A 13009-nucleotide genomic window follows, 5' to 3' on the forward strand; every position below is an offset into this window, starting at 1 on the left:
ACGGGTCCGACGTCGGAACGAATGTTCAGATTGCAACTTATGGGAATCGTTCGCTTGCACGGTTGGTGAGCATTATGGAAGCATCACAGGATCAGCAGAGAATTTCGTTTGCAGCAATTGCGGCCAAGCCCGCCAAGCCATGCCGGGCATGCGGCCAACCCCAACAGCTGGTCCGCACCATGCTGAACGTCCGAACCGGCGGTCACGTTCGCATGTTCGAATGCCAATGCGGAGAGCGAACCTGGGACGATTAAGTTTAGAGTGGCCGCAAGCCGCAAACAAAGGGCGAAACGGTGCGGTGGCATAGGCCCATTCCAGTAGCGGAGGCGTCCTCCGTACTTTCCCGGTACAACCGGCGCTCGTACTCCATAAGTTAGGCGCATGCCCAGCCGCTTCATCTACAAAGGTATCCCTTTCACGGTTGCGCGCCGCTACGATGATCTATTCGAGATCGCGATGCTGTTGGACGGCCAATCCCTCGCGAGCAAGGTGCGCACCCGGTTGCCCGAACTGGCGAAGCGACGCGCCGAGATGCTGATCGATCGTAAGGTAAGAGACAAAGCAAAAGCAGGGTCGTCGCTACGACTTTTCAGTCTCAGTGACGATCGATCGAGCTAGAAAGCCAGAAAGCCCGCCGCTCAACTCAGTCGGCGGCTGCTTCGCACCCATAAGGGTGTGGTAACCAATTGAGCCCGTCATTACCTCGGCCGGGCAGGCCATCACGGCAAATAGCAAATCCGATAAGCAGTTATTGGCCGGCCGCGAATTTTTTTCAGGACCCCCCTTGAACTTTTTTTCGAGATGACAATTCTTGTGATTGCCGCACCCGATGCGGTCGGGGCGCCTTTGGGCTCCGTAGTGAAGGCGGGCGCCGGCAGGTGTCCGGCGCCGGCTCGTACCCATCTTGCTCTTAGGAGGATTTGGCTATGAGGTATGATTGGACTCCCCTGTGGAGGTCGACTATCGGCTTCGACCGCCTGTTCAACGTTCTCGACGAGGTCCAGCGGACCGCCGAAGAGAGCTTTCCCCCCTACAATATCGAGCGACTCGATGAGAACCGCTTCCAGATTTCGGTGGCGCTCGCCGGCTTTACGCCCGATGAAGTGACGCTGACTGCCGAGGAGAATGTCCTGACCCTCGAGGGCAGAAAGGCTGAGAAGGGGGAGAAGACCTTCCTGCATCGCGGCATCTCGACGCGAAACTTCAAGCGCCAGTTCACCCTTGCGGATCATGTCGAAGTGAAGGGGGCGCGCTTCCAGGACGGACTGCTTCTCATCGAACTGCAGCGGGAAATCCCCGAGGCCATGAAGCCACGCCGCATCGCGATCAACGGTGCCGCGCCCGGCAACGTCACGCAGATCGAGTCCAAGGCCGCGTAACCGACCGGCGACTTGGGCCGACCAAAGTCGCGCGGGACATCCCGCGCGACTTCACACCAATGCGTCAACGAATGGAGGCACCGATGCGGACGACGCCCGCGTATGACAACGTTTTCGACCTCAACGCTCTTCGTCACCCCAGCACGATGTTCGATCATCCGCGCGACGTCGTCTCGGATCCGGCTCTTAGCCTGTCGGAAAAGCGGGCGATCTTGGCCTCCTGGGCTTCCGATGCGTCCGCCATCGCATCCTGTCCCGTCCTGCGCGCGCCTTGCGGGGCCAGGGCACCGGTTCATATCGACGACATCCTCGAAGCGCTCCGTGCGCTCGACGGAAGCGGCCCGCGCCATCCACCGGGAGGCAAGCCAATGCGGTTGCGCTCGACCGAGAGACGCGCCGCCGCCTGACTGTAGGGATGACGCAAATGTTGACGACGATGATGGATGAAAACTTGGCCCGCTTGTGCGCTCATCGCAACAATATCCATCGCTACCGCCGTTTGTTGGCAACCAAGCTGACCGAGCTTGAGCGCAGCTACATCGAACGCCGGCTGCAGGAAGAACAATTGGCAATGGAGACCCTGTCGTCAAAAGCCTTGCCATTCACGTTGCCAGCGTCCGGATCCATTTCCCAAACCGTTACGGAGACGCAGCGCCATGTCTGAGTTAGACAGCTTTATCGTGGAAGGCCATCAGAAGGTTATTGACCATTATAGGCGCCTTCTGGACACAGCGAGTTCCGAAGCGGAGCGTGGCCGTTTCGCGCAACGAATTGCGCAAGAGGACGAGGCTCTCAAACTTTTTGTCTCGCGGCGAACACGAAAGGCCGCCTAACATTGCTTGACGATTTGTGAGGGGCGATGAGGTGTGGATTTCGTTTATGGTATCGACAGAGACGGCACTGCGGTTCAAACCGAGGTTCAGGCCATTACCCGGCCGCCTGTGATGGGGCGGGGCGGTTCATTGGCAGCCTGGTTTGAGATTGACCGATCGCAGGAAGGCATCCAGTCCGCGCTCGCTGCAGGTTTTCGCCTCGACGAGGCCAGCTTACCGGACCTTGGCGTCGCCTGAACGACGCGGAGGCGTTCGTAGAAAAGGCGTCATGACGCGATGTGACATTGGAACCCACGAGCGGCATTGCGGCTTACTTCTACGGCTCAGTTGTCCCGCGTCAGACTGGGGCATCCTCCGCTGAAGCTTGTGCTTCTGGGGAATAGCCGTGGGGTCCCGTATGCCCGAGCCGACCGAACAGGAAATCAGAGAGCGCGCACATCAGATCTGGGAGCGCCATGGCAAACCAGAGGGCCGCGACGACGAGTTCTGGCAATTGGCTGAACAGGAGCTGCGGAATGCGGACAAGTCCAATCCTCTCCGCACACCGGACACGCTGTGACCATCACCTGGAGCGGGCTTCGGCTGCTTGTGCGGCGAAGGTATGCCGCGCCAATGCATTGACATCTCGGAACTCGGCTTGAAGGTGAAAAAAGCCCCGCTCGATCGTTGAGTCGAGCTGCCGCGCAACGAAGCAGCCTAATTTGATCAGTCCACCAACCGGCTCATGACGTTCCGATACACATGGCCTCCTGAGGCCCGAGGCTGAGCGCCGCCTTGCCGGTGTCGACCACATCATCCACAGCGGTGATATTGGAAGCCCCGCTATCATCCCCGCGCTGAGCAAGATCGCACCGGTTACTGCGATCAGAGGCAATGTCGACACCGGCGATTGGGCGAGTGGATATGCTGAGACAGCATCTACACGGCTCGCGGGGCGGACCCTCTACGTGCTGCACGACCTCAAGACGTTGCAGGTCGATCCCGTCGCGCTCGGCATCGACATCGTCGTCTCCGGCCACTCCCACGTGGCGAAGATCGATCTTGTCGGCCCCGTGATGTATTTGAATCCGGGAAGCGCGGGCAGGCGGCGCTTCAATCTGGCGATGACATTAGCCACGATCGAGATCACGGCTGACGATATGCGGCCAATCATTTACGATCTCGACCGCGACTGAAGGACCGTTGTAAATCACCGACGCCATTGGCCGTGCCGGTCGCGACACGTTTCTCGGCCGCAAACGAGCGCATGAGCCGAAGGAATAACGCAAGGTCGTTGAGTTAAAAAGCGAAGAATAGGGCCTCCACAGGACATGTCGCGAGTGCGGTTGGGAAGGCGAAGTCTCCTCGCTTTTTCCGTTTGTCCACTTTTGAACATAGGGCCGACCAGGACGTGGAATTATGATCTGTCTTGGGAGGACGCGAAGGATGGACTGACTGCCCCGCTCCGGCGGGGTTATTTTTTACCGGAAACCATGATGCCGCCGCTGCGTTGCTGGGGCATATCCATAACGTCCGAGGAATATCGCCGGAAAGCGAAAGAGGCCGAAGCCATGGCGGAGGCCGCTCAAGACCAGATTGCCAAACAAACATTGCTCGAGGTCGCGAAGCGCTGGCACAGGCTTGCCGACGAAACGGAGAAGATCGGTTGAGTGGGCGAAGGGGCGCTCCTGTTGCAATCACGAAAAAGCGAAGCGGGAGATCAGCGAAACCCAGTGTAGGCTTCGGCTGCCGGCCCTCACCGCGTGGGTCCAGGCAACCCCAAAGTGTTCGCCGCAAGGGCCCCAGCTCGTCTCTCTCCAATCCGAGCTGGGGCCTTTTGCGCTCAGTGGATTGTAGCCGCCGGAATCATATCGATCTCGCCGGCCTCCAGACTGCGAACGGTGACGGACCGTCCGGTCTCCCGCGCGATCTTTCGGGCCACAATCGCGGCTGCGGCGACATCAGTGTATTCCAGCACGATGACACTGCCCTTACCGGAGAACGCTGCCGGGTTCGATACCGTGACGATGATCAACGGGGGATTTTTGCTCATCGCTGCGTCCGACGTTCGGAAGGTATCAGCCATCCGCTGAGATGAGAGCCGGTCTGGGCTTGGCGGGCTTTGTCGAGCAACGCTTGGCGCTGAGGGCCGGGTGGGAGTTGTTTTGCTCGCTCGCGGAGGCGGATTGCCTCTTCGGCCAGGCGATCTTCCAGGGACTTGATTTGCTTGAAGCGGCGACGATGCTGCATGGCACAACCAAGTTTTTACGGGTCCTAACCGTAGGTTTGAGCTGTCAAAGCCTAATATGCTGGAGTCGGGCGGTTAGTTCCAAATCGAGATACTGCGAACGCGACGGGTCATGTGGTCCTGCGGGGATTCCGTTCTCCGCCAATTGATCATAAGAGCCGCTGCGTTAGCGAACGCAGATCCGCAGTGCCGATGCGAGGGGACCGACCTCGAGCTGCGCGATGGCGGCCGTCGTTTGATGGCCAATCCGCAGTTCGATTTCGTGCCCTATCCTGAGCAGGCGCAGCGCCTGCAAAAGTCGGCGATCGAGGAGGCGCAGCGCGCGCGCACCCACACCCTGACCCTGCCGCCGGCGTTTTGGGTGGTCGAGCCTGGCGACGTCGGTGAGTGGACCTCGGTTCGCAATGGCTATTCGTCCAAGCAGTTCCGCGTCGACGCCGCCGTCGATAAGGCCAACCTCGATGTATCGTTGAGCCTGACCGAGGTCGATCCGTCAGACTACGATTGGGATCGCACCACGGATTTGCAGCCCGTCACGGGCGGCACCACGGTCTCGAGCCCGCCGCCGGCGCAGGGCGTGACGTCCTGGAATGTGCAGCCCTATACGCTGGTCGATGACACAGGCGTCGGCCGGCGCCCAGCGATCCTGATCAGCTGGGATGGCGGCCAACCCGGCATCAGCGGGCTTCAGTTCGAGGTGCGCCTGGCCTCCAACAGCTCGATCGTGACTCGCGGCCGCAGCGATCGCCCGACTGCCGGCAATCTCATCATCACGCAGTCGCTGCTGCCGGCGACGGCCTACCAGGTGCGCGGTCAGTACATTCCATCGTCGCCGCGCGACATGGCCTGGTCCGGCTGGACCGCGGTCACGACGCCGGATGTGCGCTATTCGCTCGCGGAGTTCGACGCGGCGGTCAAGGCGCAGGTGACGACCGTTCAGGACGCGCTGCAGGACCAGCTCAACTTTGCGCTACAGCAGATCGCGGCTATCAGCGCCAACCAGGATGCGCGGAACTGGAGCGACAAAAAGGAGGTCCGCTCGCAGCTCGCGGCGCGCTCGGCCGCCGCCTTCGCGGCGATCTCTGATGTGCAGACCGTGGCGGTCAACACGCAAACCGCCCTTGCGAGCTATCAGGGGACGGTGACGGCGCAGTTTGCGACCGTCAATGCCTCGATCACGACCAACGCCAGCGCGATTGCCACGCTCAACGGCTACGCGGCCGCGGCGTGGAGCGTGGCGCTCGACGTCAACGGCAGCATCGCCGGCATCCAGCTGGTCAATGGCGGGTCGGGAACGTCTAGCTTTGTCGTCACCGCCGATAAATTCCAGATCAAGCTGCCCGGTTATAGCGGCGGTGCACCGGTCAGCGTGTTTACGACCGGCACCATCGGCGGCGTCGCCTCGATTGGTATCAGCGGAAACGTATTTCTCGACGGCACGCTGAATGCCAGCAAGATCGTTGCGGGCTCGATCACGACCAACCAGATCGCCGTCGGCGGCGTCGATCTGCCGAATATCATTGCCGGCGCCGTCAGCAATACGCAGGTGTTTGCGACCAGCGCGACCGGGCACGTGGTTGCGACGACAACCGTGTGCAGTCAGGTGGTCAACATCCAGTCAGGCAAGGCGACGATCCGCTATTGCGGACAGTGGTCATCGCCAGATCTGGACTATGCGGGGAATCGACCAAAGAACGGCGTCAATATTGTTGTCGACGGCACAGTGGTCAAACAATTCGTTTGGACGATGCTGTTTCAGTCGTTGGCAAACCATTTCGACCTTGATGCACCGATCAACGTCGAATGGACGGTGACCGGGCTTTCCGCAGGCAACCATACGTTCGCAATTCAAGTCACGGGTGTGAGTGGCGGCGGTTTTCTGGATTGTACAGCCGGCCAAATGTACGTGACAGACTTTAGACGCTAAGGGGTACCATGACAGCGCTTGCGAGCTATTCCACGGGCACGGTTTCGGTTTCGGCCGGCGGCACCACAGTGGGCGGCGTTGGCACCATCTGGTCCGGCGTCAACGCGCGGCCCGGCGACATCTTGCAGATCGGCAATTTCCAGTCGGTCATCACCGATGTTACTGATACCACTCACATCGTAATCCCGCCTTGGGACGGCGGCAACCAGAGCGGCGTCGCCTATAAGATCTGGAAAGTCTCGCCGCAGCGCTTCGCCGGCGCGCAGGCCATGGCCGATGTCTCGACTCTCGTTGCTGCCCTGAACACGGACGGGTTTTTCTTCTTCGTGGCGCTGACGGCGACGGTTCCTGATCCGTCGCTTGGCAACAACAATCAGTATGCGCTGCAGCCCTCGACCGGCAAGCTCTGGCTCAAGAGTGGCGGCACATGGATGTTCCAGGGCTACGCATTCACACATCTGCCGCGCGGCTATATCGCGGGCCTGACGTTATCGACCGCCGGATCATCGGCAGCATTCAGTGTTGCTGCCGGCGAGGCCATCGACAGCACGAACCTGAATCTACTGTTGCTCGCCGGGTCAATAAGCAAGACGACGTCGGCCTGGGCGGTGGGTAGCGGCAACGGCGCGCTCGATACTGGCACGATCGCGAATGCGACCTGGTACCACGTCTATCTGATCGAGCGAACCGACACTGGCGTGGTCGATGTTCTGCTCTCGACGTCGGCGTCGTCTCCGACCTTGCCGGCGTCCTACACGCTGTTCCGCCGCATCGGCGCAATGAAGACGAACGGCTCGGCGCAATGGACCAAGTTTGTCCAGGATGGCGATTATTTCGCGTGGGACGCGCCGGTGCAGGACGTCAATGCAACAAACCCAGGCACCTCTGCTGTGCTGTCCACGCTCAGTGTCCCGCCCGGTATCAATGTGCTGGCGAAGTTTCGCGCGCGCACGACGGTGTCCACCTCGGCAACGGTTTGCTCGACGCTCTATAGCGATCCCGCCGTCACCGACGCCGCGCCGGACTTCGCCGGCAATGGCCAGCAACTGAGCAACACGTCGCTGGCTCCGATCGTGACGCTGCAGGTGCGCACCAACACGAGCGCGCAAATCCGGATCAGGTGTAGCTTCTCGGACTCAGGCACCAACAAGACGCTGATGACGGAAGGCTGGACCGCCGGCAGGGGGAAGAACGGATGACCGATGAAGCGCCAGTGACGCCGGCGGAAAGTGTTTTGCCGCAGGACCTGATCGCGCAGTTTACGACCGACGAGGCCGGCATCATCCGTGAGGCGATCCGCGATCGCGGCCCGGAGGTGTGGATCTTGTGGCAGGTGCTGATGGCGCAGTGCGAGCCGATGGTGGTTACGAATGCGCGCTTTCTGCTCGGCTGGAACTGGCTGCGCCAGCTGCTCGGCGCGGTGCATGAACGAAATCGCGGCGACGCTTGGCGTCGAGGTCGGGCCGTAGGCCGACACAACTCTCAATCCTAAAATCACTAGAGGCTAACCCACATGCTCGAGCTGCATGGGATTTCGCACGAGTCGTTTAACCTGGTCGTCGACGAGGAAGTGACCAGCGAGGCCTGCTACGAGCGCCACTATCGCAGCCTCGAATATCCCGGCCAGGCATCGGGACCGACCGGCGGCATCGGCTATGACTTTGGCACCCAAACCCGCGAGCAGATCCGCGCCGATTGGGCCGGCAAGGTCTCCGACGCCGAGCTCAAGATCCTGGTCAGTGCCTCCGGCGTGCGCGGGGCGAAGGCGGCGGCCTTCGTGCGCAAGTATGGTCACCAGATCGATCTTCCCTGGGAGGTCGCCCTCGAGGTGCTCGCCGACCAGGACCTGCCGCGCTATCTGGCGATCCTCGAGCGTTACTGTCCCGGCGCTGGCGCGCTCGGGCCGCATTGCAAGGGCGTGCTTTGGTCGATCGCCTATAATCGCGACGCCGCGGGCTTTGTGAAGCCTGGTCCGCGCTATGCCGAGATGCGCGAGATCCGCGGGTGCGTCGGCCGCGGCGAGCTCGAGAAGATTCCCGGCCTGATCCGCTCGATGAAACGGCTGTGGGCGCCGACCAATGGCGTCTACAAGAGGCGCGAGCGCGAGGCGGTGCTGTTCGAGCGCGGCCTGGCCGAGCACCATCCGGAGGCGCATGCCGAGTTGCCGCATGTCGCGCCGCCGCCCGATCCCGACGTCGTGATCCAGGTGCAGCAGCGGCTGCGCGAGCTCGGCTACTACGATACGGGCGCCGTCGACGGCCAGCTCTCGCCGAAAGGTCGGACCGAGGCCGCGATCCTGGCGTTCCGCCATGAGCACGATCTGCCGCTCAAGCCTGACATCGACGACGAGTTGTTGACGGCGCTGGCGCGGGCCGAGCCGCGCCGGGTCTCCGAGGTCCGCGCCAACGCGACGACGCAGGATCTGCGCGAGCAGGGCGTGCAGACCATCGCCATCACGGACCAGGTCAAGGGGTGGGCCGGCAAAATCTTCGGCACCAGCGGAGGCCTCACCGGCGCCGGCGTGCTGGCGTGGATCACCGACAAGGCGACCGCGGTCGCCGGCGCGCGCGATGCGGTTGGTGGACTTGGTCTCAATCCGCAGATGATCGCCTGGCTACTCGCCGGCGTCGTCGTGCTCGCGGTCATCGCCGGCCTCGGCGTGCTGATTTGGCATGTCGCCGACAAGATCGAGGCCAAGCGCGTCCTCGACTACCGCATGGGTAAAAACACATGAGCGCGGTCATCTCTGCGATCGTCGCCGGCGCGCAGCTCGCCGGCGTCCGGCTGTCGCCGTTCTGGGCTGGCGCTGCGCTCGCCGGCCTCATCGCGCTCGTGGTCGGCGGCGGCGCCGCGGCCGCCGGCCTGCATCTCTACAACGCCGGCTATGCGGCCGCGGACGGCGCGTGGCGCGAGAAGGCGCTCGAGGCGCAGCTCGCTGCCGCGCGCGCCGATATCGACGCAGCCAAGAAAGCCGCCGGCGACGAGGCGTCGCGCGCGGCCACCATCCAGCAACAGGCAGACGAGGAAAGGGCAGGGACCGATGCCTATGTCGAGGATCTCAAGAAACGGATTACGGGGGCTTGTGCTCTCAGCTGCGATGACCTGCGCGGCATGCGCATCAAATCCAGCGCCTGCGCCGCTCCAGCGGGAGCTGCCGCCGCCGGCGGCGCGCCTGTTCGCTCCCGTTGGCGTGCCCTCGGCAAGCCTCAATGACGACGCGCGGGCACGCCTGGCGCAAACCCGCGATGCGCTGGAGGAAGCCAATCGCCGGCTCGAGCAGGGGCGCGCCTGGTACGACGTCGTGCGCGAGAATTATCGGAGTGGGGTGCAATGAGCTGTGACGTCGTAACGTGGGGCGCTGTGATCGCGGCGATCGGTGCGCTTGGCACGATCGTGACGTTCTGGACGCGCTCTTCCGACCGCATTACCAAGGCCGAGGCGCGCGCGTTCAAGGCGATCGACGAACTTGCCGAGTTCAAGCGGACATCCGAGGCGGCAACCTCCGAGGCCAAGCGCGAAGCGCAGGAAGCGGCGGCCGAAGCGCGCGCGTTGGCCGCCAAGCTCTACCAGGTCGAGATCTGGTCGCGCGACGAGTTCGTCCGCAAGACCAGCTTTGAGAGCGTTGTCACCCGCATGGAGCGTGGGTTCGGCGATCTCAAGCAGGACATCTCGAGCCGTCTCGACCGCATGACCGACCGGATCGAGGCCATCAAGACTGGGGGCCATCCATGAAGCTCGAGTCGCAGATCCTGCGCGATGCCGCACTGTTGTACGCCGAGCTGTCCGACATCCTGCTCGCGGCCATTATCGTGGTTGGCGCCGTGGTCGCCTTCTGCGTCGTCGATGAGGTGCGGCTGCGCCGCAAGCGCCGGCAGCGTTCTTAGATCAAGGGTGGGCTAACCGAAGTCCAGCGCGTGAGGCCGTGCGGGGCCGAGTACTGGATGTTCCGGAGGCCACACCTTTCGGATAGTAGTCCTTCGAAGCCATCCAGGCAGACGACGGAACTTGGCGCAGCCCGGTGGCAGTTCGCTACCAACAATTCCCCGAGCTCACTTCAGCAGAACATGGTTGCGGAAGTTCAGCGCGAACCGGTGCAGCGCTGAATTGCTTTTCACCAACCGCTTGACGCCGTTAAGAGCGGAAACGGTGCCGACCATCAAACGGCCGCGCAAGCTGAGCGGAATGAAGCTATCGAATATCGGCTCGTGGTCCTTGCAGAAAACCAGCTTGTAGTCGAACGAGCCGATGCCGAAATCGAAAGCACGATAGTTCTGAGCTGCAAAATGATCGACCATGTTTCGTATGAGAATCAGGCCGGGGCTGCACCTCGCTTTCCGCGACATCGTGTAGGTGTTGAACATCATCGAGCAGCGATCGCCGTTGGAGACGCCGGCAAAGATCGCGAGCACCTCTTCATCACATTCGAGCGCATGGATGTCGATGAGGTGGCTGCCGCCGGGCAGCTTCGTCATGCAGGCTTCCCGGATGAATTGCTCCACGCCCGGTTCGGCGAAGATGTTGGGCAGCTTCTGCTGGGCCAGTCGCTCCGGCTTGAGCCGAAAGAACCAGTCGAGCAGTCGGGCGATATCTGCGTCATTGGACGCAATGTAATAGCGGTAGCCGGCAAACGCCTGCAAGTTGCGCTCCTTGCGATTCAACCGGCGGCGGACGGTTTCGCTGATCAGGTTCACCTCTGTCGCGCCGCGCTCGATTGTGCGGACCGGGCAGTGGGCAGCCGAGGGCTCATGCGGCAGCAATGCGAGGGGGTTTTGCAGCTCGCGCCAGTACGCCGGCTGCTGGCGCAGGACCAGAATGTCGGCCTCGTTACGCGCAGCGAGCATGTTCATAAGCGCATGGAGATCGGCCCCGGTGGCGCTCGCCGCGAATTCGCGATCCCAAAGGCCCATGTTGAAGGTAGCGTGCGCGCCGCCCATGAAAGTCGCGCAACGCACGCCGATGGTGGTCTGCAACGCAAGCGGCAGAAGCCCCAGCGGTCGGTTGTCGTCATCACGGGCGATCACCAGGAAGGGCAGCAGCCCCGCGCGCTTACCGACGTGGCGCTGCCAGGCAGCGAGCAGATCGAACCGCTGATATGGCGTGCACTGGTCCGGGGTCTCAAGACTGCGCCAGACCGACTCGGCAACCGCGACATCGTGGACGATATCGACGGAAGCGATGCGCCTTGAGGGCAACCAAACATCTCCGGGCGCCGTTTGGCTCTCAATTGCTATCTTGCGCGGGCCGTCCCATAACTCCACGGCCTGCCCGTAGCTCGCGAGGTGCATCGCGCGTTCTCTTGCAGCGTCATCATTTAGACAGGGCAAATGTGCGCGGTTGATAATCGCGCCGGCGCTGTTGATGATGAATACCCTGTAGTTGTGGTGCACCGCTGCCGCGCCCTAGTTCCTCACTTTCGCCCGAAACATTAAGCAAGCAGGCTCGCCTCACGGCAAGCGGGCAACTTTGTTCACGGGCAGGAAAATGGAGTTACCTCTGCGGGGGCTAGGGCCGACTAGATCAAGGGTGGGCTGACCGAAGTCCAGCGCGCGAGGCCGGCGGGCCGACTACCGAATATTCGAAGGCTCGCCTTTCGGATCGTGGTCCTTGAACCAGGCCAACGCTGTGTCGGGGTCAGCAAACACCTTAAGGTGCTCGACATCGCCGACGGGTTTGGACGTGTTGGTGTAGATCCAGACCGTAGCCATCAGCTCGCCTCCATCTCCCGGCCCATTGCCGGGTGCTTCCGGTTCTTGACCTTGATCCAGTCCTTCGACCGGCCGGCGCGGTAGGGCCGATCGCGACGCTTGCTGACCATGCCCTCGAGCCCCATCAGGCAGGCGTGGCGATACAACTCCGGGCCGATCTCGCCGTGTTCGAAGTCGGACAGGAAGATGCCGTCGACGCGGCGGGCGAGCATGCGGGCCAGCGCGCCCTTGCGCAGGAACAGCGGCCACTCGCGCAGGTCATCGTTGTCCGACATCAGGAGGTCGAAGGCGTAGAATTCGACTTCGGCGTCGTGCTTGCGCGAATGCAGGCCGTTGAAGTCGCTGCGGCCATCGACGCCGAGCAGTACGGCCTCGCCATCGAGCACGAACGACGTCTTGCGATTGCGCAGGGCTGCCTCGGTGATCAGCGGAAATCGGCCGGACCAGTCGTGCCCGTTGCGGGTGAAGAGGCGCACCCGCTTGCCCTCGCGGTGCACGATCAGGCGGTAGCCGTCATGTTTGATCTCGTGCAGCCAGTCGGCGCTGGCCGGGACCACCGTGGCCGGGGACGGCAGGCAGGGTTCGAAGGAGCGGGCCGGCATCAGCCGGCCTTGCGACGTGGCTTGGCCGCGGCTTTCTTTGCCGGACGCTTTCAGGCTCTGCTTCAGCGCGTCCATCAGATTGTAGACATTGCTCGGTGCCGGCTTGCGGGTGGTCGCGATCGGCAGGCCCTTCTGCTTCTGCGCCAGCAGCTCCTGCAGCGCCGTCTCGTAATGGTCTTCGAACTTCTCCGGCTCGAAGTGGCCGGACTTCTGCTCGACGATGTGCTTGGCGAGGTCGAGCATGTCCTTGGTGATCTTGACGTCTTCGATGTCCTCGAAATATTCGGCCTGGTCGCGGCACCTCATAGGGATAGCGCAGCAGCATGCCCATCAGGC

General features: G+C 62.3%; 18 protein-coding genes and 1 pseudogene. 15 read left to right on the top strand and 4 right to left on the bottom strand.

The genetic code is table 11. From position 1 onward, the window contains the following. The first annotated feature begins 381 nt into the window (after positions 1–381). The 8 genes and pseudogenes from JQ604_RS25855 (at position 382) to JQ604_RS25890 (ending at position 3861) form a co-directional block, all read left to right on the top strand. A complete protein-coding gene (locus JQ604_RS25855) occupies positions 382–618 on the top strand; it encodes a hypothetical protein (protein ID WP_212363391.1) in 237 nt (78 codons plus the stop codon). Positions 619–926: 308 nt separating this feature from the next. Then, on the top strand, positions 927–1379 hold the full coding sequence (locus JQ604_RS25860; RefSeq protein WP_212363393.1) for an Hsp20 family protein: 453 nt from the start codon (positions 927–929) through the stop codon (positions 1377–1379). 83 nt (positions 1380–1462) lie between these two features. Next, entirely contained in the window at positions 1463–1786 is a 324-nt protein-coding gene (locus tag JQ604_RS25865) for a hypothetical protein (RefSeq protein ID WP_212363593.1), read from the top strand. Positions 1787–1803: 17 nt separating this feature from the next. Further along, entirely contained in the window at positions 1804–2043 is a 240-nt protein-coding gene (locus JQ604_RS25870; RefSeq protein WP_433996284.1) for a hypothetical protein, read from the top strand. A 202-nt stretch (positions 2044–2245) separates the two neighbouring features. Continuing rightward, positions 2246–2449, top strand: coding sequence for a hypothetical protein (locus JQ604_RS25875; protein ID WP_212363394.1), 204 nt, complete (start codon positions 2246–2248; stop codon positions 2447–2449). 160 nt (positions 2450–2609) lie between these two features. Next, entirely contained in the window at positions 2610–2771 is a 162-nt protein-coding gene (locus tag JQ604_RS25880; RefSeq protein WP_212363396.1) for a DUF2934 domain-containing protein, read from the top strand. Between the two features lie 172 nt (positions 2772–2943). Continuing rightward, a pseudogene (locus tag JQ604_RS25885) lies at positions 2944–3387 on the top strand (metallophosphoesterase family protein); the annotation flags it as partial. Positions 3388–3687: 300 nt separating this feature from the next. After that, entirely contained in the window at positions 3688–3861 is a 174-nt protein-coding gene (locus JQ604_RS25890; protein ID WP_212363398.1) for a hypothetical protein, read from the top strand. Between the two features lie 173 nt (positions 3862–4034). Here the strand turns inward: JQ604_RS25890 and JQ604_RS25895 are convergent, their stop codons facing one another. Beyond that, positions 4035–4244 (bottom strand): hypothetical protein, encoded by a 210-nt coding sequence (locus JQ604_RS25895; protein WP_212363400.1) that lies wholly within the window; start codon positions 4242–4244, stop codon positions 4035–4037. Between the two features lie 433 nt (positions 4245–4677). On the opposite strand from JQ604_RS25895, the gene JQ604_RS25900 reads away from it, so the two are divergent. From JQ604_RS25900 to JQ604_RS25930, 7 genes are all read left to right on the top strand, one after another. Next, positions 4678–6366, top strand: coding sequence for a phage tail protein (locus tag JQ604_RS25900; protein WP_212363402.1), 1689 nt, complete (start codon positions 4678–4680; stop codon positions 6364–6366). A gap of 8 nt (positions 6367–6374) precedes the next feature. Next, positions 6375–7565 (top strand): hypothetical protein, encoded by a 1191-nt coding sequence (locus JQ604_RS25905; RefSeq protein ID WP_212363404.1) that lies wholly within the window; start codon positions 6375–6377, stop codon positions 7563–7565. Further along, on the top strand, positions 7562–7858 hold the full coding sequence (locus JQ604_RS25910) for a hypothetical protein (protein ID WP_212363406.1): 297 nt from the start codon (positions 7562–7564) through the stop codon (positions 7856–7858). The genes JQ604_RS25905 and JQ604_RS25910 overlap by 4 nt, the downstream gene beginning before the upstream one ends. A 21-nt stretch (positions 7859–7879) precedes the next feature. Continuing rightward, positions 7880–9100, top strand: coding sequence for a peptidoglycan-binding protein (locus JQ604_RS25915; RefSeq protein ID WP_212363408.1), 1221 nt, complete (start codon positions 7880–7882; stop codon positions 9098–9100). Then, positions 9097–9579, top strand: coding sequence for a protease IV (locus tag JQ604_RS25920; RefSeq protein WP_212363410.1), 483 nt, complete (start codon positions 9097–9099; stop codon positions 9577–9579). Before JQ604_RS25915 ends, JQ604_RS25920 begins: the two co-directional genes overlap by 4 nt. Positions 9580–9696: 117 nt before the next feature. Then, entirely contained in the window at positions 9697–10098 is a 402-nt protein-coding gene (locus JQ604_RS25925; RefSeq protein WP_212363412.1) for a hypothetical protein, read from the top strand. Further along, entirely contained in the window at positions 10095–10250 is a 156-nt protein-coding gene (locus JQ604_RS25930) for a hypothetical protein (protein ID WP_212363414.1), read from the top strand. Before JQ604_RS25925 ends, JQ604_RS25930 begins: the two co-directional genes overlap by 4 nt. 165 nt (positions 10251–10415) lie before the next feature. Here JQ604_RS25930 and JQ604_RS25935 read toward each other — a convergent pair whose 3' ends face one another. The 3 genes from JQ604_RS25935 to JQ604_RS25945 form a co-directional block, all read right to left on the bottom strand. Next, positions 10416–11651, bottom strand: coding sequence for a GNAT family N-acetyltransferase (locus tag JQ604_RS25935; protein ID WP_212363599.1), 1236 nt, complete (start codon positions 11649–11651; stop codon positions 10416–10418). Positions 11652–11930: 279 nt separating this feature from the next. Next, entirely contained in the window at positions 11931–12071 is a 141-nt protein-coding gene (locus JQ604_RS25940) for a hypothetical protein (protein WP_212363415.1), read from the bottom strand. Beyond that, positions 12071–12979, bottom strand: coding sequence for a hypothetical protein (locus tag JQ604_RS25945; RefSeq protein ID WP_349631143.1), 909 nt, complete (start codon positions 12977–12979; stop codon positions 12071–12073). The genes JQ604_RS25940 and JQ604_RS25945 overlap by 1 nt, the downstream gene beginning before the upstream one ends. Positions 12980–13009: the final 30 nt, after the last annotated feature.

It is taken from the genome of Bradyrhizobium jicamae, from assembly GCF_018130695.1.
GTDB lineage: Bacteria > Pseudomonadota > Alphaproteobacteria > Rhizobiales > Xanthobacteraceae > Bradyrhizobium > Bradyrhizobium jicamae_B.

What these genes read in the sequence shown, in the direction of transcription:
- JQ604_RS25855 (WP_212363391.1), top strand. Translation starts at nt 382, where the DNA reads ATGCCCAGCCGCTTCATCTACAAAGGTATCCCTTTCACGGTTGCGCGC.
- JQ604_RS25860 (WP_212363393.1), top strand. Translation starts at nt 927, where the DNA reads ATGAGGTATGATTGGACTCCCCTGTGGAGGTCGACTATCGGCTTCGAC.
- JQ604_RS25865 (WP_212363593.1), top strand. Translation starts at nt 1,463, where the DNA reads ATGCGGACGACGCCCGCGTATGACAACGTTTTCGACCTCAACGCTCTT.
- JQ604_RS25870 (WP_433996284.1), top strand. Translation starts at nt 1,804, where the DNA reads ATGTTGACGACGATGATGGATGAAAACTTGGCCCGCTTGTGCGCTCAT.
- JQ604_RS25880 (WP_212363396.1), top strand. Translation starts at nt 2,610, where the DNA reads ATGCCCGAGCCGACCGAACAGGAAATCAGAGAGCGCGCACATCAGATC.
- JQ604_RS25890 (WP_212363398.1), top strand. Translation starts at nt 3,688, where the DNA reads ATGCCGCCGCTGCGTTGCTGGGGCATATCCATAACGTCCGAGGAATAT.
- JQ604_RS25895 (WP_212363400.1), bottom strand. Translation starts at nt 4,244, where the DNA reads ATGAGCAAAAATCCCCCGTTGATCATCGTCACGGTATCGAACCCGGCA.
- JQ604_RS25900 (WP_212363402.1), top strand. Translation starts at nt 4,678, where the DNA reads ATGGCCAATCCGCAGTTCGATTTCGTGCCCTATCCTGAGCAGGCGCAG.
- JQ604_RS25905 (WP_212363404.1), top strand. Translation starts at nt 6,375, where the DNA reads ATGACAGCGCTTGCGAGCTATTCCACGGGCACGGTTTCGGTTTCGGCC.
- JQ604_RS25910 (WP_212363406.1), top strand. Translation starts at nt 7,562, where the DNA reads ATGACCGATGAAGCGCCAGTGACGCCGGCGGAAAGTGTTTTGCCGCAG.
- JQ604_RS25915 (WP_212363408.1), top strand. Translation starts at nt 7,880, where the DNA reads ATGCTCGAGCTGCATGGGATTTCGCACGAGTCGTTTAACCTGGTCGTC.
- JQ604_RS25920 (WP_212363410.1), top strand. Translation starts at nt 9,097, where the DNA reads ATGAGCGCGGTCATCTCTGCGATCGTCGCCGGCGCGCAGCTCGCCGGC.
- JQ604_RS25925 (WP_212363412.1), top strand. Translation starts at nt 9,697, where the DNA reads ATGAGCTGTGACGTCGTAACGTGGGGCGCTGTGATCGCGGCGATCGGT.
- JQ604_RS25930 (WP_212363414.1), top strand. Translation starts at nt 10,095, where the DNA reads ATGAAGCTCGAGTCGCAGATCCTGCGCGATGCCGCACTGTTGTACGCC.
- JQ604_RS25935 (WP_212363599.1), bottom strand. Translation starts at nt 11,651, where the DNA reads ATGCACCTCGCGAGCTACGGGCAGGCCGTGGAGTTATGGGACGGCCCG.
- JQ604_RS25940 (WP_212363415.1), bottom strand. Translation starts at nt 12,071, where the DNA reads ATGGCTACGGTCTGGATCTACACCAACACGTCCAAACCCGTCGGCGAT.
- JQ604_RS25945 (WP_349631143.1), bottom strand. Translation starts at nt 12,979, where the DNA reads ATGAGGTGCCGCGACCAGGCCGAATATTTCGAGGACATCGAAGACGTC.